This is a genomic window from Bacillus sp. FSL P4-0248 (assembly GCF_038593305.1).
Taxonomy (GTDB): domain Bacteria; phylum Bacillota; class Bacilli; order Bacillales; family Bacillaceae; genus Bacillus; species Bacillus safensis.
Genome location: NZ_CP151983.1, coordinates 2,871,782 through 2,897,565, shown reverse-complemented (window position 1 = coordinate 2,897,565; position 25,784 = coordinate 2,871,782). Strand labels below are relative to the sequence as shown.

Sequence of the window (25,784 nt, the reverse complement as noted above, 5' to 3'; positions counted from 1 at the left end):
GACAAGCGTTATGCGCGCGTCCTCTTTTTCTTTATTCCGCATTTCTTGCACTATGTGCCAACCTGCTTGATGCGGCAGCAGCAATAGCGCCAACAATGTCATCTAAAAAGGTGTGGCATTCGCCTGTGGATTTATCGTTGAGTTTCCCCAGAATACCTGGTTTTTCTTTATCGATATATCCGTAATTTGTAAAGCCGATTGAACCATAAATATTGACGATAGCAAAGGATAAAATTTCATCAACGCCATACAGGCTTTCGTCCGTTTCAAGTATTGATTGAAGCGGCTCAGTCAGCTTTTTTTGTTCGGCGAGTACGTCTAGTTCAACGCCCGTTAATATCGCATTTTGGACTTCACGTTTTGCGATGACACGCTCCACATTGTGGATGCACTCTGTCATGTCTAAGCCAGGATGATATTTTTCCTGTAAAAAGTAGACAAGGTCTGCTATATCTTGAATGGTTACGCCTCGTTCTTGTAAACGGCGTCTTGCTGTTTTTTCTACTTCGTTCATCTCATGATGATGCGGCATGTATTCCTCACCCAATCCTCGTAATTTGTCCACAACGTGTAAAAAGCTTCGGATAGTAAATAGTATTCATAAATCCCTCAACCTGCGACTACGATATGATAAGAGATTGATCATAGGAACGCAGGTGAAAACATGAAAGAAACCATTTATCACACATTTGGTAATGATGTTCGTCAATTTACGCCATATGGCAGTTATCAGAGCTTTCAAACGGCGGAGGCTCTCTTCCTCATTGTTCCTGTGTCTCATTTGCGAGAAGAAGAACTCTCGGAGTTGTATCATATCAGTCAGTATTTACTGAATGCTGGAGACCCATACGTCGCTGTGTTTGAATTAACAAATGAAGAGAAACCCACCTTTACTCATGGGAAGGAGCAGTATGCTTTATTAAAAGCAGCGCCTCCGCTCTCAAGCCGCTCGTTTCAGCAAGCGTCAGAGCTGGCAGCCTTTCATGTCAGGGGAAGAGGCTTTCCATATGAAGTATCCGAAACAAAACGTGTCGGTGCCTGGAAGGAATTATGGGCAAAACGATTAGATCAGCTCGAAGGCTTTTGGATGCAGCAAATGCATCAAAAACCGCTGGAACGGTTTGAACAAAAATTCATTGAATCGTTTCCGTATTATCTTGGATTAACGGAGAATGCCATTCAATATTTAGTCGATACTGAGCTTGATGATGAACCGAAAGAAGGTGACTCAGGCACTGTCTGTCATCAGCGCTTTTCACGTATGACATGGCCGCATGAGCAGCCGCTGCGTTTACCTGTGGATTGGGTCTTTGATCATCCAACCCGTGATATTGCCGAATACTTAAGAGAGACCTTTGTACAGCATAAGGAGGATTTAATTGAAGAAGGCTTTTCCTTTCTTCAGCAATATGAGGAGGTGACACCTCTTTCCTCCTTTTCAAAGCGTTTGTTATACAGCCGCCTGCTGTTTCCGCTTCATTACTTTGAAATTGTGGAAGGCTACTATATGTCAGGAGAAAATGAAAAGTCATACTATGAAGAGCGGTTAGATTACGTCTTAAATGATGCCAATCGCTATGAATACTTTCTAAAGGTCTTTCAAGAAATGAGTGCCATGCGAAGCGGCGGGAGCCCCATTCCGGCTGTTGGCTGGATTCAGCCTGCAGCTGATTTGAAGTTTCAGTGAACAGACGAAACGTCTCTTTTCTCTTGAGGCGTTTTTCGTTATGCTTAAAGAAATCAATTAAAGGAGTGTTCTTCTTGCCAAAACCTTATGTCTATATCACAAGAAAGCTGGATGAAGCATCACTTACACCATTAAAAGAAGTCGCTCATGTTGAGATGTGGCCAAGCGAGGATGAGCCGTGTCCAAGAGAAGAGTTAGAAACACAAGCTGCTAAAGCGGATGCGCTTCTCACCATGCTGTCAGATCAAATAGATGAGCCGCTTTTATCAAAGGCTCCGAATATCAAGGTGGTTGCAAACCTTGCTGTTGGCTATGACAATATTGATCTTGAAGCAGCCAAAAAGCACGGAATCACCGTATGTCATACACCAGACGTCTTAACAGAATCGACGGCGGATTTAGCCTTTGCTCTTCTGATGGCGTCAGCTAGACGCATTGTCGAGGCGAGTGATTGGATTAAGAATGGAAACTGGACAGGCTGGGGGCCGCTTCTTCTTGCCGGTGCTGATGTTCATCACAAAACGCTCGGGATTGTCGGAATGGGCAGCATTGGAACAGCACTTGCCAAGCGGGCCAAAGGCTTTAATATGAATGTCCTTTATCATAATCGTTCAAGAAAACCCGAAGCAGAAGCGCAGCTTGGCGTGACCTATGCGGCTTTTGAGGAACTTCTCAAGCAGTCTGATTTCATCGTCTGTCTGACGCCGTTAACCCCGGAAACGAAAGACATGTTTAATGAAAAAGCATTTGATCTGATGAAGAACTCTGCTTATTTCATTAACGTATCAAGAGGACAGACTGTGGATGAGGATGCTTTATACGAGGCTGTCACGAAAGGAAAAATTGCCGGCGCTGGTCTGGATGTATTTAGACAGGAACCTGTCAGTCCGTCTCATCCGTTAACGACATTACGTAACGTCACAGTCCTCCCTCATATTGGAAGTGCTAGTGTCGAAACGAGAAAAACGATGATGCGTTTATGTGCTGAAAATATTGCGCTTGTCTTACAAGACGAGCCAGCCAAAACGCCGGTTCGTTCATAATAGAAGGCTTCCCGGTGTTCGGGAGCTTTTCTGACAAAAATATTTTGAAAATATAGAATCTTGATATAAATAGCTGTTAAGCGGTTTCATTATGACAATCTCGTATTTTATTACCTTGTCAAAATGAGGATACCCCTTTATAATGTGTGTACATTGAATGTCTGTGTAAGGTTAACAAATGTCTTTTTAGAGAGGACATTTACGTAGAAAGGTGGAATTTCAGGTGAAGGCAATTCGAGTTGGGCTATTAGGATTAGGAACAGTGGGAAGCGGTGTCGTAAAAATTATCCAAGACCATCAGGATAAATTAATGCACCAAATCGGCTGTCCGGTATTAATACAAAAAGTGCTTGTGAGCAATCCCGATAAAAAAAGAGATGTGGATGTCGCAAGAGAGGTCTTCACAACTGAAGTATACGATGTGATTAGAGATCCAGAGGTCGACGTCATCATTGAAGTGATGGGCGGCATTGAAGAGACAAAACAATATTTAATAGATGCGTTGAATGAGAAGAAGCATGTCATTACAGCCAATAAAGATTTAATGGCGCTTTACGGTACGGAGCTTTTACATGTAGCGAAAGAAAATGGCTGTGATCTTTATTATGAAGCAAGTGTCGCCGGAGGAATTCCGATTCTGCGTACGCTGGAGGAAGGGCTGGCCTCTGACCGAATCACGAAGATGATGGGGATTGTGAACGGTACAACGAATTTTATTTTAACGAAAATGAATGTCGATAAAAGCGCATATGAGGACGTCTTAAAAGAAGCACAGGATCTAGGCTTTGCAGAAGCAGATCCGACAGCTGATGTAGAAGGACTGGATGCAGCAAGGAAAATGGCGATTCTTGCAAGGCTCGGCTTTTCCATGAATGTAGATTTAGAGGATGTAAAGGTGAAAGGTATTTCTGATATCTCTGATGAGGATATTAATTTCAGTAAGCGGTTTGGCTATACAATGAAGCTGATCGGAATTGCTCAGCGGGATGGAGAGAAAGTAGAGGTCAGCGTTCAGCCAACCTTACTTCCTGATCATCATCCATTATCATCTGTCAACAATGAATTCAATGCGGTGTATGTCTACGGAAGTGCTGTAGGAGAAACGATGTTTTACGGACCTGGAGCAGGAAGTCTGCCGACAGCAACAGCTGTTGTATCAGACTTAGTCGCAGTAATGAAAAACATGCGCCTTGGCGTGAACGGAAGCGGATTTATCGCACCGCAGTTTGAGAAGAAGATCAAATCGTCATCAGAAATATTTGCTCAGCAATTTTTAAGAATTCATGTTAGAGATCAAGTCGGGGCATTCTCCCGCATTACATCTATTTTTTCTGAAAGAGGGATCAGCTTTGAAAAGATCCTTCAGCTTCCTGTGAAAGGACATGATGAGCTGGCTGAAATTGTGATTATTACACATCAGACCTCAGAAGAAGATTTCTCAAATATCCTGCAAAAATTAAACGACCTCGACGTGGTGGTTCAAGTGAAGAGCACGTACCGAGTAGAAGGGAACGGTTTAAGCCGATGAAATGGAATGGACTCATTGAAGAATTTCAAGAATTCTTACCAGTAAACGAATCTACACCTAAACTAACATTAAATGAAGGGAATACACCGCTGGTCCACCTCGCCAAGCTTTCAGAAAAGCTGGGGATTGAGCTTCATGTGAAAACAGAAGGCGTTAATCCAACAGGTTCTTTCAAGGATCGAGGAATGGTCATGGCTGTTGCAAAGGCTAAAGAAGAAGGCAACGATACAATCATGTGCGCCTCAACTGGGAATACCTCTGCAGCAGCAGCGGCTTATGCAGCCCGTGCGGATATGAAATGTATTGTCATCATTCCAGACGGGAAAATTGCCTTCGGTAAGCTTGCACAGGCCGTCATGTACGGAGCAGAGATCATTGCCATTGATGGCAACTTTGATGATGCACTGAAAATCGTCCGCAGCATCTGTGAAAAAGCACCGATTGCCCTTGTTAACTCGGTCAATCCTTATCGAATTGAAGGACAAAAGACAGCAGCATTTGAAATCTGTGAGCAGCTAGGCTCTGCCCCGGACGTACTGGCGATTCCTGTTGGTAATGCCGGGAACATCACGGCCTACTGGAAAGGCTTCAAGGACTATCACGAGAAAAAAGGAACTGGACTGCCTGTCATGCGTGGTTTTGAAGCAGAAGGTGCAGCGGCAATCGTTCGAAATGAAGTGATTGAGCAGCCAGAAACAGTGGCAACGGCTATCCGTATCGGAAATCCAGCGAGCTGGAAACAAGCTGTGGCAGCCGCAGATGAATCAAATGGAAAGATTGATGAAGTAACAGATGAGGAAATTCTTCATGCGTATCAATTGATTGCACGTGAAGAAGGCGTGTTTGCAGAGCCGGGTTCTTGTGCGTCGATTGCGGGCGTGTTAAAGCAGGTGAAATCTGGAGAAATCAAGCCAGGCAGTAAAGTTGTTGCGGTACTAACAGGCAACGGACTGAAAGATCCAAATACGGCTATCGATATTTCACAAATCAAGCCGGTCACACTCGATGCAGATGAAGATCAAATTCTTGAACACTTAGAAAAGGCCGCACGCGTATGAGTGAAGCCTCCATGCTTTTTTCAATCACAGTACCGGGAAGCACTGCCAATTTAGGACCAGGCTTTGATTCAGTTGGAATGGCGCTCAGCCGCTATTTAAAGCTATCGGTCTATGACCATGATAGCTGGCTGTTTGAAGCAGAAACAGATGTCGTGTCTGGGATTCCATCAGGCACCGACAATCTGATTTATCAAACAGCCAAAAAGGTCGCAGATGACTTTGGAAAAACACTCCCGCCTGTTCATGTCAAAGTGTGGAGTGATATTCCATTGGCACGGGGGCTTGGCAGCAGTGCTGCTGCCATCGTGGCCGCCATTGAACTCGCCAATCAGCTTCTTGAATTAAACATGACAGATGATCAGAAGCTCTTTTATGCAAGTGAGGTAGAAGGTCATCCAGATAATGCGGGTGCCTCTTTATTTGGTGGTTTACTGATTGGTCTCCACGAAGAAGACAAAACACATGCCGTTAAAGTGCAGCATGTGGATGTAGATGTCGTCGTGGTGATTCCTTTTTATGAAGTGCTCACAAAGGATGCCCGTGATGTCCTGCCAGAGGATTTTTCCTATAAACATGCTGTCAGTGCGAGTGCTGTGAGCAACGTCCTTGTAGCCGCCTTAATGACGCAAAACTGGCCGCTTGTTGGAGAAATGATGAATAAGGATTTATTTCATCAGCCTTACCGCACAATGCTCGTGCCAGAGCTGTCGAAGGTAGAGCATGTCGCTTCTCTAAAAGGAGCGTATGGAACGGCTTTGAGCGGTGCTGGACCGACGATCCTCACCTTAGTGGAAAAAGGGAAGGGAGAAGCGCTGAAAGAGCAGCTAGCCCAAAATTTCCCGCATTGCGAAGTTGATTTGCTGACGGTGCCAGTAGAAGGTGTTGTCGTGCAGCATCATCCTGTTAATCAAGTAAAGAACGTGCTGTGAATCTGCACGTTCTTTTTTTATGCTTGTTTTTATGGGAAGAAGCAGGGATTATTATTTAGAGGATCGAACTATTTTTTGAGCATAAAAGGGGGAGATACGTTCATGAAGAAATTGATGACGGCAGAAGATTTAACGAAGATTGTTTCTCTTTCCCATCCGGTTTATTCACCAGATGGAAAAAAGGCAGTCTTTACAAAAGTCACTGTGAATGAGAAAAAAGACGATTACAACATCCATTTATGGGTTCGAGATGAAGAGACAGAGGAGCTGGCACAATGGACATTTGAGGATGGAAAGCATCATCAGCCAGTTTGGTCAAAAGACGGCAGGCAGCTTGCTTTTATTTTACAAAAGCCAAAGGAAGTCCCTCAGCTGGCGCTCATGAAGAGCGAAGGAGGCGGCGTGCGAACCTTAACGACGATTCCTTACGGAGTATCTCATCCTGTCTTTTCTCCAGATGGTGCTTTTCTTTATGCGGCTGTGTCATTGAAACAATCAGAATCTGTTCATGATGAAAAAAAGGAAGAGCAAGATGACTTTGCTCCAGCGGTATATGATGATTTGACCTATAAAGCAGATGGAAGAGGCTTTTTAGATGGGCGTGTCACGCAGATCGTGAAGGTAGATATCGATTCAGGAGAGATAGAGCCTGTCACGAGCGAGCAGGTTCATCATATGAATCATACGATTTCTCCTTGCGGCAAATGGCTTGCCTTTATTCAATTAAATCCACAGATACCTTACATAAGTGACGTGTGTCTTCTGTCATTAGAAGATGGTCAAACAAAAAAGATCACACAAGCAAACGGCGCTTATTCCACCGTATCTTTTTCTCCAAATGGAGAGAGTCTTTTGTATATTGGACATGAGCGCGAATTTCAAAATGCCACCTTCCCATCACTATGGCTGTATGATCTGAAGGAAGAAAAGACGGTTCAACTGTCAGAAATGCTGGATATGTATGTTGGGAACTGTATGGCAGGAGATAGCGTGATGGGAGAGGTCTATCAGCTTCCGCAGTGGACAAAGGACAGCCAAGGGTTTTATGCGCTTGTTTCTGATCAAGGCAGTACAGGAATTTATTATTTCTCTATTGAAGGTTTAGCCTATCCTGTTCGACTAGAGGCGGAACATATCACCAATTTCAGCCTTCATCCAAATGAATCCAAATTGCTGCTCAGCCGGCTTTCACCTGTCTCACCAAGTGAGCTGTATGAGATGACATTAGGGGAGACAGAACTAAAGCAAATCACATTCGAGCATCATGATTTTCTAAAGGAGCATATCGTATCGGAACCTGAACCATTTTCTTTTCATTCAAAAGATGGAGACGAGGTGCATGGCTGGTTTATGAAGCCTTCCAAGATGGAAGAGGGAAAGAAATATCCGCTCATTCTAGAGGTTCATGGCGGACCGCATGCCATGTATGGTTATACGTATTTTCATGAATTTCAAATGCTCGCTTCTGAAGGCTACGCCATCGTGTATATCAACCCGCATGGCAGTCATGGGTATGGACAGATGTTTACTGACCGTGTGAGAGGAAACTATGGTGACGTTGATTATGACGATGTCATGCAGGCTGTTGATCATGTGCTCAAAGCCTATGATTTCCTTGATGAAACAAGGCTTGGCGTGACAGGCGGCAGCTATGGCGGTTTTATGACCAACTGGATTGTTGGTCAAACTGACCGCTTCCGGGCAGCTGTCACACAGCGTTCCATTTCAAACTGGATTAGCTTTTATGGCATCAGTGATATCGGGTATTTCTTTACAAGGTGGCAGATTGATGGGGATATTTATGATTCTGTCGATAAGCTATGGGATCGTTCGCCGCTAAAATATGTGAAGCAGGTGAACACGCCGCTGCTCATCCTGCACAGTGATGAAGATTATCGCTGTCCAGTTGATCAAGCAGAGCAGCTTTTTGTGGCATTGAAGGAGCTTGGGAAAGACACAAGATTGGTCAAATTCCCGAAGGCATCTCATGATTTATCCAGAAGCGGCCATCCGGGACAGCGTATTCAAAGACTGACTTTTATAAAGGAATGGTTTAGAGAAAAGCTAGCCTAATAAAAAACGACCCTTCAGCGTGCTGACAAACCCTCGCATTCGGTGTCAGTCCTGCGTGCTGGTGCTCACGAATAGAAAATTCGCTCCGCGCCAGTACTCGTCTTTCCTAGACTTCAAGGGTTTTCATATCACGCTGAAAAGAAGACAAAGGGCTAAAGCCTTTGTCAATCATGAAAAAAACGACCCAAATCGGGTCGTTTTCATGTCATATATGAATTAGAAAACCTGTTCAACTTCTACAACGCCAGGCACTTCTTCTAATAATGCGCGCTCAATACCGGCTTTCAATGTAATGGTTGAACTTGGGCAGCTGCCGCATGCACCAAGAAGACGTAATTTCACAATGCCATCTTCAATGTCTACAAGCTCACAGTCTCCACCATCACGTAATAGAAATGGACGAAGTTTGTCCAGTACTTCCTGTACTTGGTCTTTCATTTCGACTTCAGTCATTAGATATAATCGCTCCTTTCACAACATATCACCATTATATTCATCTGGACGATAAAAATCTATTGATTGGTTTCAAAGTTTCCTTTTCATTATAGCACAATCTTATCTTGAAACAAAAAGTGATTTTTGCTTTTTTCATCCAGAAAATTCAGCTAAAATGAAGTAAGAATAGGGGGCTTGTCAAATGAACAAAACCGTCGATCTTTATGTATATGGAAGAGATGTACTGTGCGCCAGCTGCGTGAATCTGCCTTCTTCAAAAGATACGTTTGAATGGTTAGATGCAGCATTAAAACGAAAATATCCGAATCAGCCATTTCGCATCACATATATTGATATTGAGCACCCGCCAGAAAATGAACAACAAAAGGAATTGTCTGAACGAATTCTTGATGATGAATTCTTTTATCCGCTTGTCTTAGTAGAGGATCAAATCGTTGGAGAGGGCAATCCAAAATTAAAAGACATTTATCAAGAAATGGAGAAATACGGGTACAGGGAGAGCAGTGAATAAGCTGTTCTTTTTTTGAGAAATATAAACGAACAAGCGTTCCTTTTTTAGGTTGAAAAAGAACGTTTGTTCGTTTATAATGAAATGAAAGGAGCGTGAGCATCATGAATTATTTACTGAAACAATCTCTTCATCAGCAAATACCGATTGAGATGATTTATATGAAGAAAAATGGAGAGTGCACAAAGAGAAAAATCATTGTCCACCGTCAAACGGATCAGCTCATCCAAGCATATTGTTTATCGAAGAAAACGATGAGAACCTTTCGTAAAGACTGCATTCTTGCCCTTGCTCCGATCAAATGGACCAACTCATCGGCACATGCCGTTTCATAGAAAAAAGCTCCCTCGTCACGAAGGAGCTTTGAGAAAAAATTCACATAATTTTAGCCGTTGTGATGTTTGTACATCCAAAGGAGTCCAGATTTCAGAAGTCTTGGCACCCGCCCAACAAGCGGACGATCAGCCACTAAGCCAAAGCCGGCTTTTTTCCCTAAAGAACCTAAAACACCTTTTAGCTTAAACTGTGGATAAGCCTCAGGAAGCGGCTCATTTTTCCAGCGTTTTTGCAGCGATTGGACAATTTGTTCTGCCTGCGCCTCAGCAAGCTGTGCACTTGGGGCATGCGGCAGACTTGCGCAGTCACCTACAACATATACATGCTCATCCCCTGGGAGGTTGTGATGAGGAGTTAATACGACGCGGCCTTGTGCGTCTTTTTCAACATCCATCTCACGTACCACTTTGCTTGGCTGTATTCCTGCTGTCCACACGATGACATCTGCTTCAATCGCGTCATCATGGTTGTAAACGACACCTTCTTCAACCTTTGTAATATTGGCACAGTTAATGATCTTTACGTCATTTTCTTCAAACCACTTTTGCACATACAAACTTAATCTTTTTGGAAAGCTCGATAGAATCAGCTCTCCGCGGTCGAAAAGAATAATGTTTAAATCAGCACGGCTTTCTCTTAGTTCACTGGCCAGCTCTACCCCGCTAAGTCCAGCACCGACGATGCCAACCGTTGCACCTGCGCTCAAATTGTTTAATTTGTTATACGCATGTCTTGACTGATCAATGGTTTGAATGCTGTATGTATGTTCTTTCGCACCAGGGACATTATGATACTTGTCCTCACAGCCGAGTCCAATCACCGTGTCATCATACGGAATCGGTTCACGGTCGCTGAATAAAATCTGTTTGTTTTCAATATCAATTTTTTCTACTTCCCCGTATTGAATATCCAGCTTCGGATGCTCTGGAAAAGATACTCGAATGTGATGATCAGAGATCGTTCCAGCAGCAAGTGCATAATATTCTGTTTTTAAACAGTGGTAAGGATTTCGATCAATTAATGTGATAGTGACATCATCAGGTAATTGATTTGGCAATAAGCGGTGGAGAACCCGCATATTCCCGTAACCTCCGCCGATCAAGACTAAATTTTTCATGACGATTCTCCTTTTCCCCGTAGACATTGAAAAACACTTATACTAAAAAACTTTAAGTTAAAATACCAAATAAAATTATATCGAATTTACTGTGAAACCACAATAATTGTTTCAAAATAACCTACATATTCATCAGTTAGTCCTAAATAGTAAAACATTTTACGAGGAATAGGCGTAACGATACAGATGAAGCTCATATTTTGACTAATACAAGGAATTTCGGTAGGATGGTAAGGCAATGTGAGGTGAAGCACAGTGTTTCCACTGATCGAATTTTGTGTAAGTAATCTTGCACAAGGGTCTCAAGAAGCAAAAGAGAAGCTTGAAAAAGACCCAAACCTAGACGTAATGGAATACGGCTGTTTAAGCTATTGCGGCAAATGTATGGACTCCCCATTTGCACTTGTGAATGGAGAATTTGTTTCAGGAGAAAATGCAGAGCAGCTAGTCGAGCGTATTTATGCTTTTATAGAGGAAAACGACATGTTTTAAATGCACCACATGGGTCATGAGGTGCATTTTTTTCACATTTTCATCTTCCATTTTTAAGGAGAATTAATAGAAAGCGCATCCAATATGTTATGCTAATAAAATATCATCAATATGAAGCATCACACGAGAGAAAAAGAGGCATATGCATAATAAAAGCTCTTTGCCATGGCAGCAAAGAGCTTCTATGTATGAAAAACGGGGGATGATAAGATTGTCTCCTGAATCGACTCCTTTTATACTATAAAGAAACAACATTTTTGGAGGAAGCTCATGACATCATTTCAATTCACGAAAATGCACGGATTAGGAAATAATTATATTTACGTCAATCAGATGAAGGAACAGCTTCCAGAAGAGCAGCTATCAGAGATAGCGATCCGCGTTTCTTCTGTTTATACAGGAATCGGTTCTGACGGGATGATCCTTATTTGTCCATCAGATGTTGCACCTGTGAAGATGCGTATTTTCAACAATGATGGATCAGAGGGCAAAAACTGCGGTAACGGGCTGCGCTGCGTTGCAAAGTATGTGTATGAGCATCAAATTGTGACGGACACAACGTTCCAGATTGAGACATTGTCAGGACTCGTTGAAGCGACCGTTCACGCTCAGGATGGTTACGTTCAGCTAGTCACAGTAGATATGGGAAAACCACGTTTTGAAAAAGAAGCGATGCCAATGCTTGGTGAACCGGCCAGCACAACGATTAATGAGGCACTTGATTTTGGCAAGGCAGTTTTAAATGGAACGGCCGTTTCAATGGGAAACCCGCACATCGTTTTTTATTTAGAGGACATTGAAAAAGCACCGCTTCATACACTTGGACCAATCATCGAAAAACACGACATGTTCCCAGAAGGCGTCAATGTAGAATTTGTTGAAGTTGTCAGTGAAACAGAACTGCATTTTCGTGTGTGGGAAAGAGGTTCAGGGATTACACAGGCCTGCGGAACAGGGGCCTGTGCTGCGGCTGTATCCACAATTGTGAATGGTCAGGCGAAAAAAGAAACAGACATGACCGTTCATTTAGCAGGCGGAGACCTCATCATTCGCTGGAAAGACAATGACCACGTGCTCATGACAGGACCTGCTGAAACGATTTGTGACGGCACATTTTATCTCTAAACCATTTATTTGAGAAAAGGCATCATCACGTTTATAATTGAAAAGAAACATCCAGTCAAAAGGAGGGATGATCATGAGTACACCAGTAACCATTACAGAAGCTGCTGCACTGCAGATTAAAGATATGATGAAAGAACATGAAGAAGAAAATGCGTTCCTTCGAGTGGGCGTAAAAGGCGGCGGCTGCAGCGGTCTCTCATACGGCATGGGCTTTGACCATGAAGTCTCAGAGAAAGACACGCAGTTCGAACAGCACGGCATCAATGTCCTTGTCGATTCCGAAAGCCTTGATATCATGAACGGAACCATCATTGATTTCAAACAATCATTAATGGGCGGCGGTTTCACCATCGACAATCCGAATGCCATCGCGTCATGCGGATGCGGTTCTTCTTTCAGAACAGCGACGAATACCGGTACGCCGGAAGAGTGTTAAGGGGTAAAACGATTCATTCTGTAAATCTATTTGTATAATTAAGACCTCCTCAAATTGATTATTTTTTTGAGGAGGTTTTTTTGTGTTGTTTTTAAAGATGCGAAAAAAGGACATGACTTAAATCACACAGCACGTCCTTCTTTATAAAGGTATTTAAGTAGAAAAAAGTTCGCAGTTTCTTAGTATTTCCTCTGTACCCAGTAAGGTCGCTTCTTCAATACCTATATCATTAATTCTCATGAAAGATTGTACAGCTTGATAACCTACTGCATAACCGGCAAAGGGTGATAATCCTACAGGTTGAAAGCCTTGTTCTTTGGCAATGGTATCACCAAACATATAACTACTGACCTCAGCAAACCCTTTTGTATGGATAGCCTCTTTTATCACTTCTTTTGAATAGTCAAATTCCTCTTTATCAAAAAAAGTGACCCAAGGTCCTAAAACATGTTCACCATAAAGCTCTTTTGCAAATGATTCAGCTAAACCCTCTATAATTAAATAATCTCCAACTGTGACGTTTCCGTAATCCCATTCAAAATGTGAAAAACGGATATTATGGTGGAATTCATGTGCAATGAGAGCAGGAATTCTTGGGATATTATATGAATTTGGATATAGTGATACTTGAATAAATCCAGGAATTCCTCCAAAGCCACAATATCCTTTTTGCAGTTCAAGCTTTTTCGGATCAGCTATATACAGACCAAATCTCAACTCATCAGCATTTATTTGAAGGTTATGCTTTTTTATGAAATCCATACAATGGTTTAAGGTGATATCTGCTGTTTGAAGAGCCTGAATTTCTTGTAGTCTTTTTAATGCTTGTTGTCCAGTTTGTGTATCTGTTACATCAAGATAGCCAAGCATCTTGGTTGCCATTATTACATCATAGCCATTTTGCTGTTTAGCTTTTAGCGGAACGTTTATCATATTCCACATCTTTTCAAAAGGTTTCATCATGGTGTGTCGGAAAAAATTTTCTTTATTGTGTTTCGTTGAGAATAACTTTTCGTATTGATCGATTGTATTCTCAATCATAATTTTCATAGCTGTTCCCTCTTTTATGAAGAGTAGTAAAGACTTTCATCGCTTCGCTCATAAATGATGCCAAGCCCTCACCATAACGATCTATATTCTTTGTGAAACGTTCATCTTGAATATAGAGTTGGCCTAAACCGTAAAAAGCATCAAGAGAGTAATAACGAAAGTTTTCGTTTAAAAAGTCGTACCATTGTTTGATGACGATTTGCACCTCTTTGGATTTAGGGGAATGGCTGCGAAGAGAGGCTAGTTTATTCAATATGCTATCCCAGCTATCAGATAATTCAATTTGTTCATCTTTAGACAAATGACTTAGTTTTGAGCTGACTTCATCAACAGCTTGATTTCCCCAACGGTGACGAGCTTCTTCTTCATATTGGCTAAAATTCATATTCATATTCTCAAACCTTTCTTTATAGGTGTATTGAGTTACTCCCGTTAAATGCTGCAGCGTCTTATCAATATTACCGATCATTTTATCGAGATTATCTCGTTTCTCTATTAACATTTTTCTTTGTAGCATAAATGCTTCTTTCTTATTAAATGAAGGATTGTGCATCATCTTTTGGATTTCCTTCAATGGAAATCCAAGTTCTCTGAAAAATAATATTTGCTGCAATGTTTCAAGGTTTTCTTCTGAATAGAGTCGATAACGATTATCTGTGACTTCACTTGGGGTCAATAAACCAATCTTGTCGTAATGATGAAGTGTACGAATGCTAATACCAAATAATTCAGCTACTTCTTTTACTTTCATTTCAATTCACCTCTCTTGATATCCACTATAAAATATGACGTTGCGTTAGGGTCAATCATCTTTTTTAAAATTTAAATCATGGATTGTTGATCTTGTTTGAAGCAGCGGATTCAAGGAGCTATGTTTTTTTCTCGCAAATCGCTCAATTTTGTTACAGCTTGCCCGAACAACTGGCTATTTCCACTCGAAAAGAGTATCATGAGAACCAAACATAAACTGTAGTCAGAAAAGAGGTTGCTGAGGTTTGAGTGAACAAATCAATTGCAGGAACTGTCATGAACTGATTCCGTATCGGTCCAAAACGTGTCCGTCTTGCGGGATTGAGAAGCCGCTTCCGAAAAAGGAACGTGTGAAGGATCGGGTGATTTTGGTTGTGGCAGGGATTGTTGTGGTGCTGCTTGCTGCAATGGTACTTGGGATGGCAAATGCCTATATTGGGATTTTTAAATAAACGAAAAAGGAGTTCCGCGAGTGGGAACTCCTTTTTTGATCCGCTCTTATTTGTTTTCAAATAAGCTTGTGGAATGGAGAGGCTGTACACGGGCTTTCGGGTCCATGTAAGCTTTCGCATTGTTGACAGCAGTTGGTGCTTCACCAAATCCGCTTGCGATCAATTTGACTTTTCCTTCATACGTACAGATGTCTCCTGCCGCATAGAAGCCTTCAATGTTTGTTTCCATTGTAGATTTCACCACGATGGAGTTCTTTTCGATTTCAAGGCCCCATTGTTTGATTGGTCCAAGGGAGGAAACAAAACCGAAGTTGACGATCACGTCGTCCACATCAAGCACTTGTTTTTTGTCGCCTTTGACTTCTTCGAGCACGATCTGTTCAATGCGGTCTTCACCAATGAGCTCAGTTGGTACAAATGGTGTCAGTACATTGACCTTCGAGTTGTGCAGGTTTTCTACACTGTGCTCATGCGCGCGGAATTTATCGCGGCGGTGAATAATGGATACTTCTTTTGCGATTGGTTCAAGCATAAGTGCCCAGTCCACCGCAGAGTCTCCGCCGCCAAGAACGGCAACACGTCTGCCGGCAAATTGGTTCAAGTCATTAATGAAGTAATGCAGGTTGCTTCCTTCAAATGATTCTGCTGCATCTAGTTCAAGCTTTCTCGGTTGGAATGCACCGTTACCAGCTGTGATGATGATTGTTTTAGAATAATGAATCTCTTGATTTGTCACAAGTTTAAAGATTCCATCTGCCTGTTTTTCAACCGTTTCAACTGCCTGCTCTAAGCAAATGGTTTGATCAAATTTATCCATTTGTTCCTTTAAGTTATCAACTAATTCTTGTGCGCGGATTTTTGGGAATCCAGCCACATCATAAATATATTTTTCAGGGTAAAGAGCGGAAAGTTGACCGCCGAGCTGAGGAAGGCTTTCAATGATTTTCACACTTGCCTGTCTCATGCCTCCGTAAAACGCAGTAAACAATCCAACTGGGCCGCCCCCGATAACGGTAATGTCATATACCTTAGAATCTTCTTGCATTCCTTTAATCCTCCCAAATGAAAATTGTTATCACTATATCATATCATACCACATATCGTCGTTTGACTTGTTTTGAAAAACTTGTCGTTTTTTGATGCTGAAGCTTTGAAAAGGAGGAAAAAGTGAGAAAGACCGTTTATCATAAGGATTTTCAGTTTAAAGCCTTGAAAATTGGAGCAGAACTCGCTATTATTGTTAAGGGAACTAAATATTAATTTTTTATGAATTTTTGTCGGATACGGTCAAATGCTTTCGTTTTATGTAGGTGAAAGTTCAGATTTTCACATACTTATTTTTTTGTTTAAATTTCATAAAATGCCGCAAAGCGGTTGAGAATAACGATATGTAATTCTTTATCCGTTTTACAGCAAATTTAAAAAAGGTGGATGTGATTCCAGTGAATAAACCGAAAATCGTTGTATTAGGTGCAGGTTATGGCGGATTAATGACTGTAACAAGATTAACAAAACAGCTTGGCACAAATGATGCGGACATTACTCTTGTGAACAAGCATAATTATCATTACGAAACAACATGGCTTCATGAAGCAAGTGCAGGTACTCTTCATCATGACCGCTGTCGTTATCAAATCAAAGATGTGATTAACAGTTCCCGTGTCAACTTTGTACAAGCAACAGTTGAAAGCATTGATAAGGAAGCGAAGAAAGTTGTGACATCAGAGGGCGAACTTTCTTATGACTACCTTGTTGTTGCACTTGGTGCTGTTCCTGAAACATTTGGTATTGCAGGACTGAAAGAATACGCATTCTCAATCTCTAACATCAACTCTGCTCGTCAGCTTCGTGAGCACATTGAGCTTCAATTTGCGACGTATAATACGGATGCTGAAAAACGTCCAGAGCGTTTGACAATCGTTGTCGGCGGCGCAGGATTCACAGGTATTGAGTTCCTTGGTGAGCTTGGAAACCGTGTGCCTGAGCTTTGCAAAGAGTATGACATTGATCAAAAAGACGTGCGTATCATCTGTGTAGAAGCTGCGCCAACAGCTCTTCCTGGATTCGATCCAGAATTGATCGACTATGCGATGAACTACCTTCAAGGTAAAGGTGTTGAGTTCAAAATTGGTACAGCGATCAAAGAATGTACGCCTGAGGGGATCATTGTTGGAAAAGACGATGATACAGAAGAAATCAAAGCTGCAACTGTTGTTTGGGCTGCAGGTGTACGCGGTAACCCAATCGTTGAAGAAGCTGGTTTTGAAAACATGCGCGGCCGCGTAAAAGTGTCTCCAGATCTTCGTGTACCAGAAAATGATGATGTCTTCATCATTGGTGACTGTTCATTGATTATCAATGAAGAAATCAACCGTCCATACCCACCAACTGCACAAATCGCTATGCAGCAAGGTGAAACAGTAGCGAAAAACCTTGCAGCACTAGTAAAAGGCGGTTCTCTTGAAAGCTTTAAGCCAGACATCAAAGGAACAGTTGCTTCTCTTGGTGAACACGACGCTGTAGGTGTTGCGTTTGGTAAAAAACTTCAAGGAACAAAAGCTTCTGCAATGAAGAAAATCATCGACAACCGTTCTTTATTCATGGTTGGCGGACCAGGACTTGTTCTGAAAAAAGGAAAATTCAAGTTCTTCTAAACCATTATAGACAAAAACGTGTATCCTCGTGATACACGTTTTTTTATAAGTTGTGGTATATTTTCTCACTTGGTCATCGGCAGCAAAATATGTTATGATAAATTATCAGAAAATTTAGATTAAGGAGTGAGCAATATGAATGCACAAACAAAGGAAAAAACATCAACCTGTCAATATTGTTCAGGAAAAGGGTACTTTCAGCTATTGCTCGGCGGATCTGAAACGTGTGAGGAATGTAAAGGGACAGGAAAGAAGCGTTAATCGATCTGCTTTTTCCATTGATTGACTTCATCTCTATTTCCAAGTTAAACTAATGATGGGATATTTGGGGGTGGAGATGAAGTGATCAGTTTACCAGTCGTTATCATTTCAGTTATTTTATTTTTCGTGTTATTCTTCGGCATTGGCTTTTTGCTCAATATGCTGCTGAGAATGTCATGGATTATGGCTATTTTATATCCAATTGTATGCCTTTTCATTATCAACAATCAAAAGATGATCGCTTATGTAAGAGAGCCTGGCACCGCTTTTTCAGGAATAGGAGACCGGATCGTCTCACTCGCTGCGGCAGATATCATCATCTTATTAAGCGGCCTGATCGGTGCAATCACATCAGGTTTTGTCATTAATGCACTTCGAAAAAGAGGGTATCAAATGTTTTAACTCACTTGTGGACACGCAAGTGGGTTTTTTTGTTTCTCCTTTGCATAGTTTCCATTTTGTTTGGAAACAAATAGATGGGTAGAGGAGTGACAAATAGAGATGAAAACATGGATGAAACGATTGTTCATGACAGCCCTATTCATGCTTGCACTTTTGACAAGCTTTACGGGCATATCTGGAGTCGAACCAAGTGATTTAGCTGCGTGGGTGAAAGAGACCGATGCGGGCAGGCAAGTATCTTCTTTTTTTCAGCAGCCAAAAAGGGAAACGATGGCACTCAAAAGTGAAGATGCGCGGTCTGTTTCTCTCGAAGAGGCGTTTAATTGGAACGATTACCCGAAACAGAAGGTTGTGGCAACCGGCTATACAGCAGGTGTGGAATCAACAGGCAAAACGAAGGAACATCATGCATATGGCATTACATATTCAGGCGTTAAAGTGAAACGTGATTTATATTCAACAGTGGCAGCCGACCCATCTGTTTTTCCGATTGGAACGGTGCTGTTTATTCCGAACTATGGCTATGGTGTGGTTGCAGATACCGGGAAAGCCATTAAAGGTCATAAGCTTGATTTATACTATGAAACCGTTGATGATGTGTATAGAGAATGGGGTAAAAAAGTGCTCGATGTGTATATCATCAAAAAGGGTGAAGGGACGTTAACGGAAAAAGACTTAAATCAGCTCAATGAAGCAGAATCGATGCAAGTATTCCGTCAGCAGTTTCAAGCCAATAAAGAATAAAAAAGCTTTGGGCCGTTTAAGGTCCAAAGCTTTTTCGCTTCTACATGAAGTAATAATCTAAGATGAGTGTCAGCAAGATCCCTGTTAAGCCGCCGAAGAAGACTTCAATCGGCTTATGACCAAGAAGCTCTTTTAATTTCTTTTGCTTTTCTTTTTCTTCCGCATTTGGGAAATTCTTTGCTTCGGAAACAAATCGGTTAAAATCTGTTACGAGCTTGTTGAGAACAGTCGCCTGTTCTCCTGCCTGTCTGCGAACGCCTGTCGCATCAAACATGGTAATAATGGCAAAGATGGCGGAAATGGCAAAGATAGATGTATCTAGCCCGTGCTCTAAAGCCACTGCTGTGGAGAGTGCTGTTACTGCTGCGGAGTGTGAACTTGGCATTCCGCCTGTGCTTGTAATGAGCGACCAATCTAGTCGTCTAGAAATGATAAATTGAATCGGTACTTTTACAAATTGTGCAAAAAAGATGGCTGCTAGGCTGGCAAGCAGCGGAAAATTCGTCAGTACGCTCATGAACAAGAAACATCCTCTCTTTAAGAAAAAATATCGTGCGAAATGATGAACTAAAAATCCTAGTATGATGAAAAAATGATAGCAGTAAAAAAAGCTGCCAAGTCCATGTTCATTATAACATTAAAGAAAGTAGATGTGGAACGAGGAGAACACGGACAGGCTGCTCAGGTTTTCGCCGCTTTTTCATGATGCCCTTCCGCGTGTGAAAATATAAATGTTCATCAAGTAAAGACAGACTGGCAATGATCGTATAGGAACGCAAATTTTGATATAATAGAAGTTCCAATGTGAAAAATGGAGTTCATTAAGGAGCGTGTGATAAATATGTTTTTCTCGACAAATGAATTGCAGCATAAAGATACACTGGCGATCGGACTTTTTCAAAAGAGCCAATTATCAGGAAAAGCAAAAGAAATGGATGAATTACTTGAAGGAAGAATCACTGAATTATTAAAAGAAGGCGACATTTCATCCAAACGAAATCAGCTTTCGAAGTTTTTCCCATCCCCTGAAACAGGCATCAAACGCATTTATTTTGTCGGGCTTGGGAAGGAATCAGATTACACGTTTGAAGAGGCAAAAGAAGTGTTTGCCCATTTATTCAAAAAGCTTCATCAAGATAAAAAGCAAGCGGTTTCTGTCTTGCTGGATACGTTTATTGGAAAGGATCTGCCTGCTCAAGATGCAGCTCATGCCCTTTCTGAAAGCTGCCTTTTAGCTACATATGAATTACAGGATTTTAAACATAAAACAAATGAACCGGATCGTTTTATCGAGTTTGTTTATGCAACGACAGAGCATGATCAAGCTGAAATTCAGGCAAGTTTGAAAGTCGGCGAAGTGTACGGACAGTCAGTCAATTCAGCTCGTACCCTTGTGAATATGCCGCCAAACATGCTCACATCCTCTGATCTGGCTTCGTATGCGGCAGAGCTTGCATATAAATATGAATTTGAGATTGAAATTTTAGATAAAGAACAAATGGAAGAGCTCGGAATGGGCGGTATTTTAGCCGTCAATAGAGGCTCAACAGAACCGCCAAAACTCATCGTATTGAAATATCAAGGCAAGGAAGAATGGACAGACGTCATCGGCCTTGTCGGTAAAGGCATCACGTATGATACCGGCGGCTATTCTTTAAAGCCAAGAGCGAGTATGGTTGGCATGAAAACAGATATGGGCGGCTCAGCGTCTGTTTTAGGTGCAATGGAAATCATCGGCGAACTTCGTCCAGAGCAAAATGTCATTGCGGTCATTGCCTCAACCGATAATATGATCTCGGCAGACGCTATGAAGCCGGACGACGTGATTGTGTCACTAAGCGGTAAAACAATCGAAGTGCTCAATACGGATGCAGAAGGCCGTCTTGTTTTAGCAGATGGGGTGACATATGCGAAGCAGCACGGTGCCTCTGTCCTTGTAGATGTGGCCACATTAACAGGCGGTGTCATTGTGGCGCTTGGAAATGAGACAACAGGCGCGATGACCAATAACGATGAGCTGTACGCTCAGTTTAAAGAAGCATCAGAAGAATGCGGTGAAATGATCTGGCAGCTGCCCATCACGGAAAAAGATAAGAAACGAGTACGAAACAGTAAAATGGCGGATCTCAATAACTCGCCAGGCCGTGATGGTCATGCGATCATGGCAGGTGCTTTCATTGGCGAATTCGCAGAGGATACCCCTTGGGTTCACTTAGATATTGCAGGAACAGCTACAACAGAAAAACCTTCATGCTTTGGACCAACAGGGGCAACAGGTGTAATGGTAAGATCACTCGCAACATTTGTGGAACGATTTGAAGGAAAGAAATAAAGGAGAAGGCTCTGCCAAGTGGCAGAGCTTTTTTATGTAGGACATACGCCATTTGACGAAGTTTTTTTTCTATGGTAACATACGTTGGTACTTTAATTATCTACTACATTAGTAAACTAAAGGATTTCGGGGGTTTCACCATGAATGCAGTTGTTTTAGCGGTTGTTTTAATGTTGATATTAAGCTTGCTGCGGGTCAATGTCGTGATTGCGCTGGCAATAGGCGCTTTAGCTGGCGGACTTGCAGGTGGATTAGGCTTGGGAGGAACAGTGGACGCCTTTACGGACGGACTCGGAGGAAATGCAACAGTGGCGATTAGTTATGCGTTATTAGGAGCATTTGCTGCGGCACTGACGAAAACAGGTCTTCCAGATGCCATGGTTGAAGGAGCAGTGAAGCTTCTAGGAAAAGAAGGTGATTCAAGACGGAAAACACTATCAAAAGTGCTCATCGTTCTTGTCATTTTGATCGTGTCCTGTTTTTCACAGAACGTCGTTCCTGTTCACATTGCCTTTATCCCAGTCCTCATTCCGCCGTTATTAAAGGTGTTTAACGAGCTTCAGATTGACCGCAGACTGCTAGCGTGTGTCATTACCTTCGGACTCACTGCACCATATATATTACTTCCAGTCGGTTTTGGACAGATTTTCCACGGAATGCTTCGTGACAATATGAAGGAAGCGGGTCTGACTGTAAACCTTGCAGATATTCCATATGCCATGCTGATTCCTGTAGCAGGAATGGTTCTTGGCTTGATCGTTTCCATTTTTGTATATCGAAAGCCGAAGGTATATGAGAATCGTGAAATTACAGACGTAGAGAAATCGGCTTATACGAAAAAAAGCTTATTCTTTGCCGGTCTTGCTATTCTCGTTTCGTTGATTGTCCAGCTTTATCTATCACAAAGCCTTGGTGTGGAAGGAATGATCTTCGGTGCACTCGCAGGACTGCTTGTCTTGTTTGTGACTGGAATGATGAAACGGGATGAAGCAGATGAACTGATTACATCTGGAATGAATATGATGGCATTTATCGGTTTTGTCATGCTTGTTGCGGCTGGGTTTGCCAACGTTTTAACAAAAACAGGAGACATTGAATCTCTTGTCAAAGCATCTTCCCAATTTATCGGAAACAGCCAGAGTCTTGCGGCGATTTTAATGCTGCTCGTTGGTCTGCTTGTGACAATGGGAATCGGATCATCATTTGCAACGATTCCGATTATTACAACCATCTTTGTTCCACTTTGCTTACACTTAGGTTTTAGTCCAATGGCTACCATTGCCATTATTGGCTCTGCTGCGGCTGTTGGAGATGCAGGTTCACCTGCAAGTGACAGTACGCTTGGACCAACATCTGGATTGAATATGGATGGACAACATCACCACATTTGGGGAACTTGTGTCCCGACTTTTATCTATTATAATATTCCGCTTGTTCTGTTCGGCTGGCTGGCGGCGATTATTCTGTAAAATGAAAAGCTTGTAGAGAAAACAATGATGTTTTTTCTATAAGCTTTTTTTGTTGTTCGCAGATGAAAAAATAATTAGGACAAAAGTACGAATTAAATGAATCTTTCTTTCTCAATCTTACGTATATATGCTGATAAAAATGAAAAGGGGAAGATGGGACATGTCATTTTTTAAAAAGCTAGCGGCAAGTGCAGGAATTGGTGCGGCAAAAGTAGATACCATTTTAGAGAAAAACGCTTATTATCCAGGACAAGAAGTAACGGGAACTGTCCATGTAAAGGGCGGAAAAATTGCTCAGGAAATCCGCCATATCAATGTTAAAATTGAAACACAGTATGTGATTGTAAAAGATGATGAAGAGCGTAGAAAATATGCAAACATCCATTCTGTACGGGTGGCGGATTCTTTTACCATCCAGCCTGGAGAAAAGTATGAATTTCCGTTTTCTTTTATTCTTCCTATCGATACCCCGATGACGATCGGAAAAGTTGAAATTGCAGTGGAGACAGACCTTGATATCCAAGGCGGAATCGATAAATCTGACTATGACCGCATTTTCGTTGAAGCACACCCTTGGGTGAGAAATGTACTGGAGGCCACTAGAAATCTTGGCTTCCACCTGAACGAAGCAGACTGTGAGCAAGCACCTTACTTTCAGCGGCGCCTGCCATTCGTCCAAGAATTCGAGTTCATTCCGACATCAGACTACTATCGCTATATGCTTGATGAGTTAGAGCTGATTTTTCTGATAGATGAAGGCGGATTAGACATTGTTTTCGAAGTCGACCGTAGAGCAAGAGGCCTGAGAGGCTGGCTTGAGGAGATGTATAATGATGGGGAACAGCTTGTGCGCTACCGCTTCAGTCCATCAGATCTTGAAAATGTAGAAGTGCTTGAAGGAATGCTGGAAGAAATCATAGATCAATACGCTGAGTAATGATGAAAAAGAGCCTGAATGAAGACAGGCTCTTTTTTCTATGATACAGCTTCTTGTTTTCGAAAGGATGTGGCTTTGGATACAGAGCGATAAATTTTAGGTGCCAGCATCGCAAGTAATATCGTCAATGCGTAGTCTTTTACCATAAACCAGATCATAAAGAACCATGTGGTTTGATAGGAAATCGGTGCATTAAGCCATACATTTAATGCGAGGTATGTATAGGTCGTTCCGATCACATACATCACGGTCGTACCAGCAATGGCTGCAAGCAAAAAGCGGCCAAAGCCAGGGTTTTTTCTTTTTTCTAGAATGAATCCGGCAAGCCAGGCAGCAGGGATGTATGATAATACAAAGCCGCCGCTTTTGCCTAAAATGACCCCAAAGCCCGCAGAGAACTGGGCGAATACAGGTGCACCAGCAATTCCAACCAAGGCATAGACAATCATAGCTAATGCGCCAAGCCGTCTGCCGAGTAAGAGACCAGCAAGCACACAAAAAAACGGCTGCATCGTAAGTGGAATTCCGCCGACCTGTAAAAATGGCACAATGGATGTGATATTGGCTCCGATAGCCATGAGTGCAGCAAACATTCCCACTAGCACAAAGTCAGCAGTTCTTGTCTTCTTTTGCATGATGTTTCCCCCTGTCTTATCTGTACAAATAGATTAAGGGGAAGAAGGATTTTTGTCAACTTGTTTTTATTTTAGGTTAACAATAAAACCCGCCCATCAATAGGGCGGGTAGCTGATTAAGCTTCGGTCATAAAAGTGGCATCGATGGCTTTGCTGACAGGTACGTAATCATAGCCGAGATCACGAGCGACCGCTTCGTACGTGATATGTCCGTTCATCACATTGACACCTTCTGCGATGGCATTGTTTTCTCTAATAGCTTTTGCAGCGCCTTTATTCGCAATTTGCAGCGCATATGGAACAGTGACATTCGTTAACGCAACAGTTGATGTCCGCGGAACCGCGCCTGGCATATTAGCGACAGCATAATGTAAAATGCCATGTTTTTCATAAGTAGGCTGATCATGGGTTGTGATGTGATCAATGGTTTCGACAATGCCGCCTTGATCAATCGCTACATCCACAATGACAGAACCAGGCTTCATTTGTTTCACCATTTCTTCTGTCACAAGCGTCGGTGCTTTGGCACCAGGAATCAGCACCGCACAAATGAGAAGGTCTGCCTCACTGACTGAATCTGCAATGTTGACAGGATTGGACATTAACGTTTTCATTTGATGGCCAAATTGGTCGTCCAGCTGACGCAGGCGTTCTGCGTTTACATCAATCAGGGTGACATCTGCGCCAAGTCCGATCGCCATTTTCGCTGCGTTTGTTCCAACAACACCGCCCCCAATAATGGTGACCTTTCCTCTTGATACCCCTGGTACACCTGCAAGTAAAATACCCTTTCCGCCTTTTGGCTTTTCTAAAAATTGAGCCCCAATTTGAGCGGCCATTCTGCCTGCTACTTCAGACATTGGTGTGAGAAGAGGGAGTGTTTTTCCGTCCGTTACTGTTTCGTAAGCAATGGCTGTAACGCCTTTTTGTTTTAATGCTTCAGCCAAGGAGGGCTCTGCGGCTAGATGCAGGTACGTAAATAAGATAAGTCCTTCTCTGAAATAAGGATATTCCTCAGGTAATGGTTCTTTTACTTTCATGATCATATCAGAAGATGCCCATACATCTTTCGCCTGATCAAGAATCTCTGCACCAACAGATACATAATCGTCATCAGTGAATCCGCTTCCAAAACCAGCGTTTGTTTCAATTAAAATCTGATGTCCAGCTGAAAGCAATTGAGAAGCTGCTCCTGGTGTTAAAGCCACTCGGTTTTCATTGTTCTTAATTTCTTTCGGAATGCCGATGATCATGTTTATTCCTCCTATGCTTATCTATTGATATTGTATGTCTAGTGTATCCGGAAAGTT

27 protein-coding genes and 1 pseudogene are annotated in these 25,784 nt (G+C 42.2%); 19 read left to right on the top strand and 9 right to left on the bottom strand.

What is annotated here, in order from left to right:
- Nucleotides 1–31 precede the first annotated feature (31 nt).
- The gene (locus tag NST65_RS15010) at nt 32–532 is read right to left on the bottom strand and encodes a phosphatidylglycerophosphatase A (RefSeq protein WP_025094161.1); all 501 of its coding nucleotides are present in this window, start codon (nt 530–532) and stop codon (nt 32–34) included.
- Between the two features lie 132 nt (nt 533–664).
- On the opposite strand from NST65_RS15010, the gene yutH reads away from it, so the two are divergent.
- The 6 genes from yutH (at nt 665) to NST65_RS14980 (ending at nt 8,318) form a co-directional block, all read left to right on the top strand.
- Nucleotides 665–1,687: a spore coat putative kinase YutH gene (gene yutH / locus NST65_RS15005; RefSeq protein WP_342489054.1), complete on the top strand. Its 1,023-nt coding sequence runs from the start codon at nt 665–667 to the stop codon at nt 1,685–1,687.
- 74 nt (nt 1,688–1,761) lie between these two features.
- Nucleotides 1,762–2,730: a D-glycerate dehydrogenase gene (locus NST65_RS15000; protein ID WP_342489053.1), complete on the top strand. Its 969-nt coding sequence runs from the start codon at nt 1,762–1,764 to the stop codon at nt 2,728–2,730.
- A 223-nt stretch (nt 2,731–2,953) separates the two neighbouring features.
- Nucleotides 2,954–4,258, top strand: a complete 1,305-nt coding sequence (locus NST65_RS14995; protein ID WP_041115785.1) for a homoserine dehydrogenase — start codon at nt 2,954–2,956, stop codon at nt 4,256–4,258.
- Nucleotides 4,255–5,316 carry a threonine synthase gene (gene thrC, locus NST65_RS14990; RefSeq protein ID WP_340890499.1) on the top strand — a complete coding sequence of 354 codons (1,062 nt, stop codon included), beginning with the start codon at nt 4,255–4,257 and terminating at the stop codon, nt 5,314–5,316. The genes NST65_RS14995 and thrC overlap by 4 nt, the downstream gene beginning before the upstream one ends.
- Entirely contained in the window at nt 5,313–6,245 is a 933-nt protein-coding gene (gene thrB / locus NST65_RS14985) for a homoserine kinase (RefSeq protein ID WP_024423360.1), read from the top strand. Before thrC ends, thrB begins: the two co-directional genes overlap by 4 nt.
- A gap of 102 nt (nt 6,246–6,347) precedes the next feature.
- On the top strand, nt 6,348–8,318 hold the full coding sequence (locus NST65_RS14980) for a S9 family peptidase (RefSeq protein ID WP_065215215.1): 1,971 nt from the start codon (nt 6,348–6,350) through the stop codon (nt 8,316–8,318).
- Between the two features lie 216 nt (nt 8,319–8,534).
- Here NST65_RS14980 and NST65_RS14975 read toward each other — a convergent pair.
- Nucleotides 8,535–8,834 (bottom strand): annotated as a pseudogene (locus NST65_RS14975) (NifU family protein).
- 121 nt (nt 8,835–8,955) lie between these two features.
- On the opposite strand from NST65_RS14975, the gene NST65_RS14970 reads away from it, so the two are divergent.
- Nucleotides 8,956–9,285 (top strand): YuzD family protein, encoded by a 330-nt coding sequence (locus NST65_RS14970; RefSeq protein WP_024423358.1) that lies wholly within the window; start codon nt 8,956–8,958, stop codon nt 9,283–9,285.
- A gap of 101 nt (nt 9,286–9,386) precedes the next feature.
- On the top strand, nt 9,387–9,617 hold the full coding sequence (locus tag NST65_RS14965) for a hypothetical protein (RefSeq protein ID WP_065215216.1): 231 nt from the start codon (nt 9,387–9,389) through the stop codon (nt 9,615–9,617).
- Nucleotides 9,618–9,667: 50 nt separating this feature from the next.
- Here NST65_RS14965 and NST65_RS14960 read toward each other — a convergent pair whose 3' ends face one another.
- Nucleotides 9,668–10,735, bottom strand: a complete 1,068-nt coding sequence (locus NST65_RS14960; RefSeq protein WP_034282611.1) for an NAD(P)/FAD-dependent oxidoreductase — start codon at nt 10,733–10,735, stop codon at nt 9,668–9,670.
- A 255-nt stretch (nt 10,736–10,990) separates the two neighbouring features.
- Here NST65_RS14960 and NST65_RS14955 point away from each other — a divergent pair, with 255 nt between their 5' ends.
- The 3 genes from NST65_RS14955 (at nt 10,991) to NST65_RS14945 (ending at nt 12,788) form a co-directional block, all read left to right on the top strand.
- Nucleotides 10,991–11,227 (top strand): YuzB family protein, encoded by a 237-nt coding sequence (locus NST65_RS14955; protein WP_008346813.1) that lies wholly within the window; start codon nt 10,991–10,993, stop codon nt 11,225–11,227.
- Between the two features lie 270 nt (nt 11,228–11,497).
- Nucleotides 11,498–12,352, top strand: a complete 855-nt coding sequence (gene dapF, locus NST65_RS14950) for a diaminopimelate epimerase (protein WP_065215217.1) — start codon at nt 11,498–11,500, stop codon at nt 12,350–12,352.
- A 73-nt stretch (nt 12,353–12,425) separates the two neighbouring features.
- On the top strand, nt 12,426–12,788 hold the full coding sequence (locus tag NST65_RS14945; protein ID WP_024423354.1) for an iron-sulfur cluster assembly accessory protein: 363 nt from the start codon (nt 12,426–12,428) through the stop codon (nt 12,786–12,788).
- 153 nt (nt 12,789–12,941) lie between these two features.
- Here NST65_RS14945 and NST65_RS14940 read toward each other — a convergent pair whose 3' ends face one another.
- Nucleotides 12,942–13,838, bottom strand: coding sequence for a DUF2268 domain-containing protein (locus NST65_RS14940; protein WP_034282608.1), 897 nt, complete (start codon nt 13,836–13,838; stop codon nt 12,942–12,944).
- The gene (locus NST65_RS14935) at nt 13,822–14,589 is read right to left on the bottom strand and encodes a MerR family transcriptional regulator (protein ID WP_181566855.1); all 768 of its coding nucleotides are present in this window, start codon (nt 14,587–14,589) and stop codon (nt 13,822–13,824) included. Before NST65_RS14935 ends, NST65_RS14940 begins: the two co-directional genes overlap by 17 nt.
- Nucleotides 14,590–14,833: 244 nt before the next feature.
- On the opposite strand from NST65_RS14935, the gene NST65_RS14930 reads away from it, so the two are divergent.
- On the top strand, nt 14,834–15,040 hold the full coding sequence (locus NST65_RS14930) for a hypothetical protein (protein WP_024425965.1): 207 nt from the start codon (nt 14,834–14,836) through the stop codon (nt 15,038–15,040).
- A gap of 46 nt (nt 15,041–15,086) precedes the next feature.
- On the opposite strand, the gene yumC is transcribed toward NST65_RS14930, so the two are convergent.
- Nucleotides 15,087–16,085, bottom strand: a complete 999-nt coding sequence (yumC, locus tag NST65_RS14925) for a ferredoxin--NADP reductase 2 (protein WP_034282604.1) — start codon at nt 16,083–16,085, stop codon at nt 15,087–15,089.
- Nucleotides 16,086–16,476: 391 nt separating this feature from the next.
- On the opposite strand from yumC, the gene NST65_RS14920 reads away from it, so the two are divergent.
- The 4 genes from NST65_RS14920 (at nt 16,477) to NST65_RS14905 (ending at nt 19,101) form a co-directional block, all read left to right on the top strand.
- Complete coding sequence (locus NST65_RS14920; RefSeq protein ID WP_170825856.1) at nt 16,477–17,694, top strand: NAD(P)/FAD-dependent oxidoreductase; 1,218 nt, start codon at nt 16,477–16,479, stop codon at nt 17,692–17,694.
- 135 nt (nt 17,695–17,829) lie between these two features.
- Nucleotides 17,830–17,955, top strand: coding sequence for a YuiA family protein (locus tag NST65_RS14915; protein ID WP_157840088.1), 126 nt, complete (start codon nt 17,830–17,832; stop codon nt 17,953–17,955).
- Between the two features lie 81 nt (nt 17,956–18,036).
- A complete protein-coding gene (locus tag NST65_RS14910) occupies nt 18,037–18,357 on the top strand; it encodes a YuiB family protein (protein WP_024423349.1) in 321 nt (106 codons plus the stop codon).
- A 99-nt stretch (nt 18,358–18,456) separates the two neighbouring features.
- Nucleotides 18,457–19,101 (top strand): 3D domain-containing protein, encoded by a 645-nt coding sequence (locus NST65_RS14905; RefSeq protein WP_034282599.1) that lies wholly within the window; start codon nt 18,457–18,459, stop codon nt 19,099–19,101.
- Between the two features lie 40 nt (nt 19,102–19,141).
- Here the strand turns inward: NST65_RS14905 and NST65_RS14900 are convergent, their stop codons facing one another.
- Entirely contained in the window at nt 19,142–19,618 is a 477-nt protein-coding gene (locus tag NST65_RS14900; protein WP_024423347.1) for a divergent PAP2 family protein, read from the bottom strand.
- A gap of 324 nt (nt 19,619–19,942) precedes the next feature.
- Here NST65_RS14900 and NST65_RS14895 point away from each other — a divergent pair, with 324 nt between their 5' ends.
- The 3 genes from NST65_RS14895 (at nt 19,943) to NST65_RS14885 (ending at nt 23,839) form a co-directional block, all read left to right on the top strand.
- Nucleotides 19,943–21,433: a leucyl aminopeptidase gene (locus tag NST65_RS14895; RefSeq protein WP_034282598.1), complete on the top strand. Its 1,491-nt coding sequence runs from the start codon at nt 19,943–19,945 to the stop codon at nt 21,431–21,433.
- Nucleotides 21,434–21,573: 140 nt separating this feature from the next.
- A complete protein-coding gene (locus NST65_RS14890; protein ID WP_024425962.1) occupies nt 21,574–22,902 on the top strand; it encodes a Na+/H+ antiporter family protein in 1,329 nt (442 codons plus the stop codon).
- Nucleotides 22,903–23,062: 160 nt separating this feature from the next.
- Nucleotides 23,063–23,839 carry a sporulation protein gene (locus tag NST65_RS14885; RefSeq protein ID WP_111926659.1) on the top strand — a complete coding sequence of 259 codons (777 nt, stop codon included), beginning with the start codon at nt 23,063–23,065 and terminating at the stop codon, nt 23,837–23,839.
- A gap of 38 nt (nt 23,840–23,877) precedes the next feature.
- On the opposite strand, the gene NST65_RS14880 is transcribed toward NST65_RS14885, so the two are convergent.
- Together NST65_RS14880 and ald are read right to left on the bottom strand one after the other, a co-directional pair.
- Entirely contained in the window at nt 23,878–24,474 is a 597-nt protein-coding gene (locus NST65_RS14880) for a biotin transporter BioY (protein ID WP_034282595.1), read from the bottom strand.
- Between the two features lie 116 nt (nt 24,475–24,590).
- A complete protein-coding gene (ald, locus tag NST65_RS14875) occupies nt 24,591–25,727 on the bottom strand; it encodes an alanine dehydrogenase (protein WP_111926657.1) in 1,137 nt (378 codons plus the stop codon).
- Nucleotides 25,728–25,784: the final 57 nt, after the last annotated feature.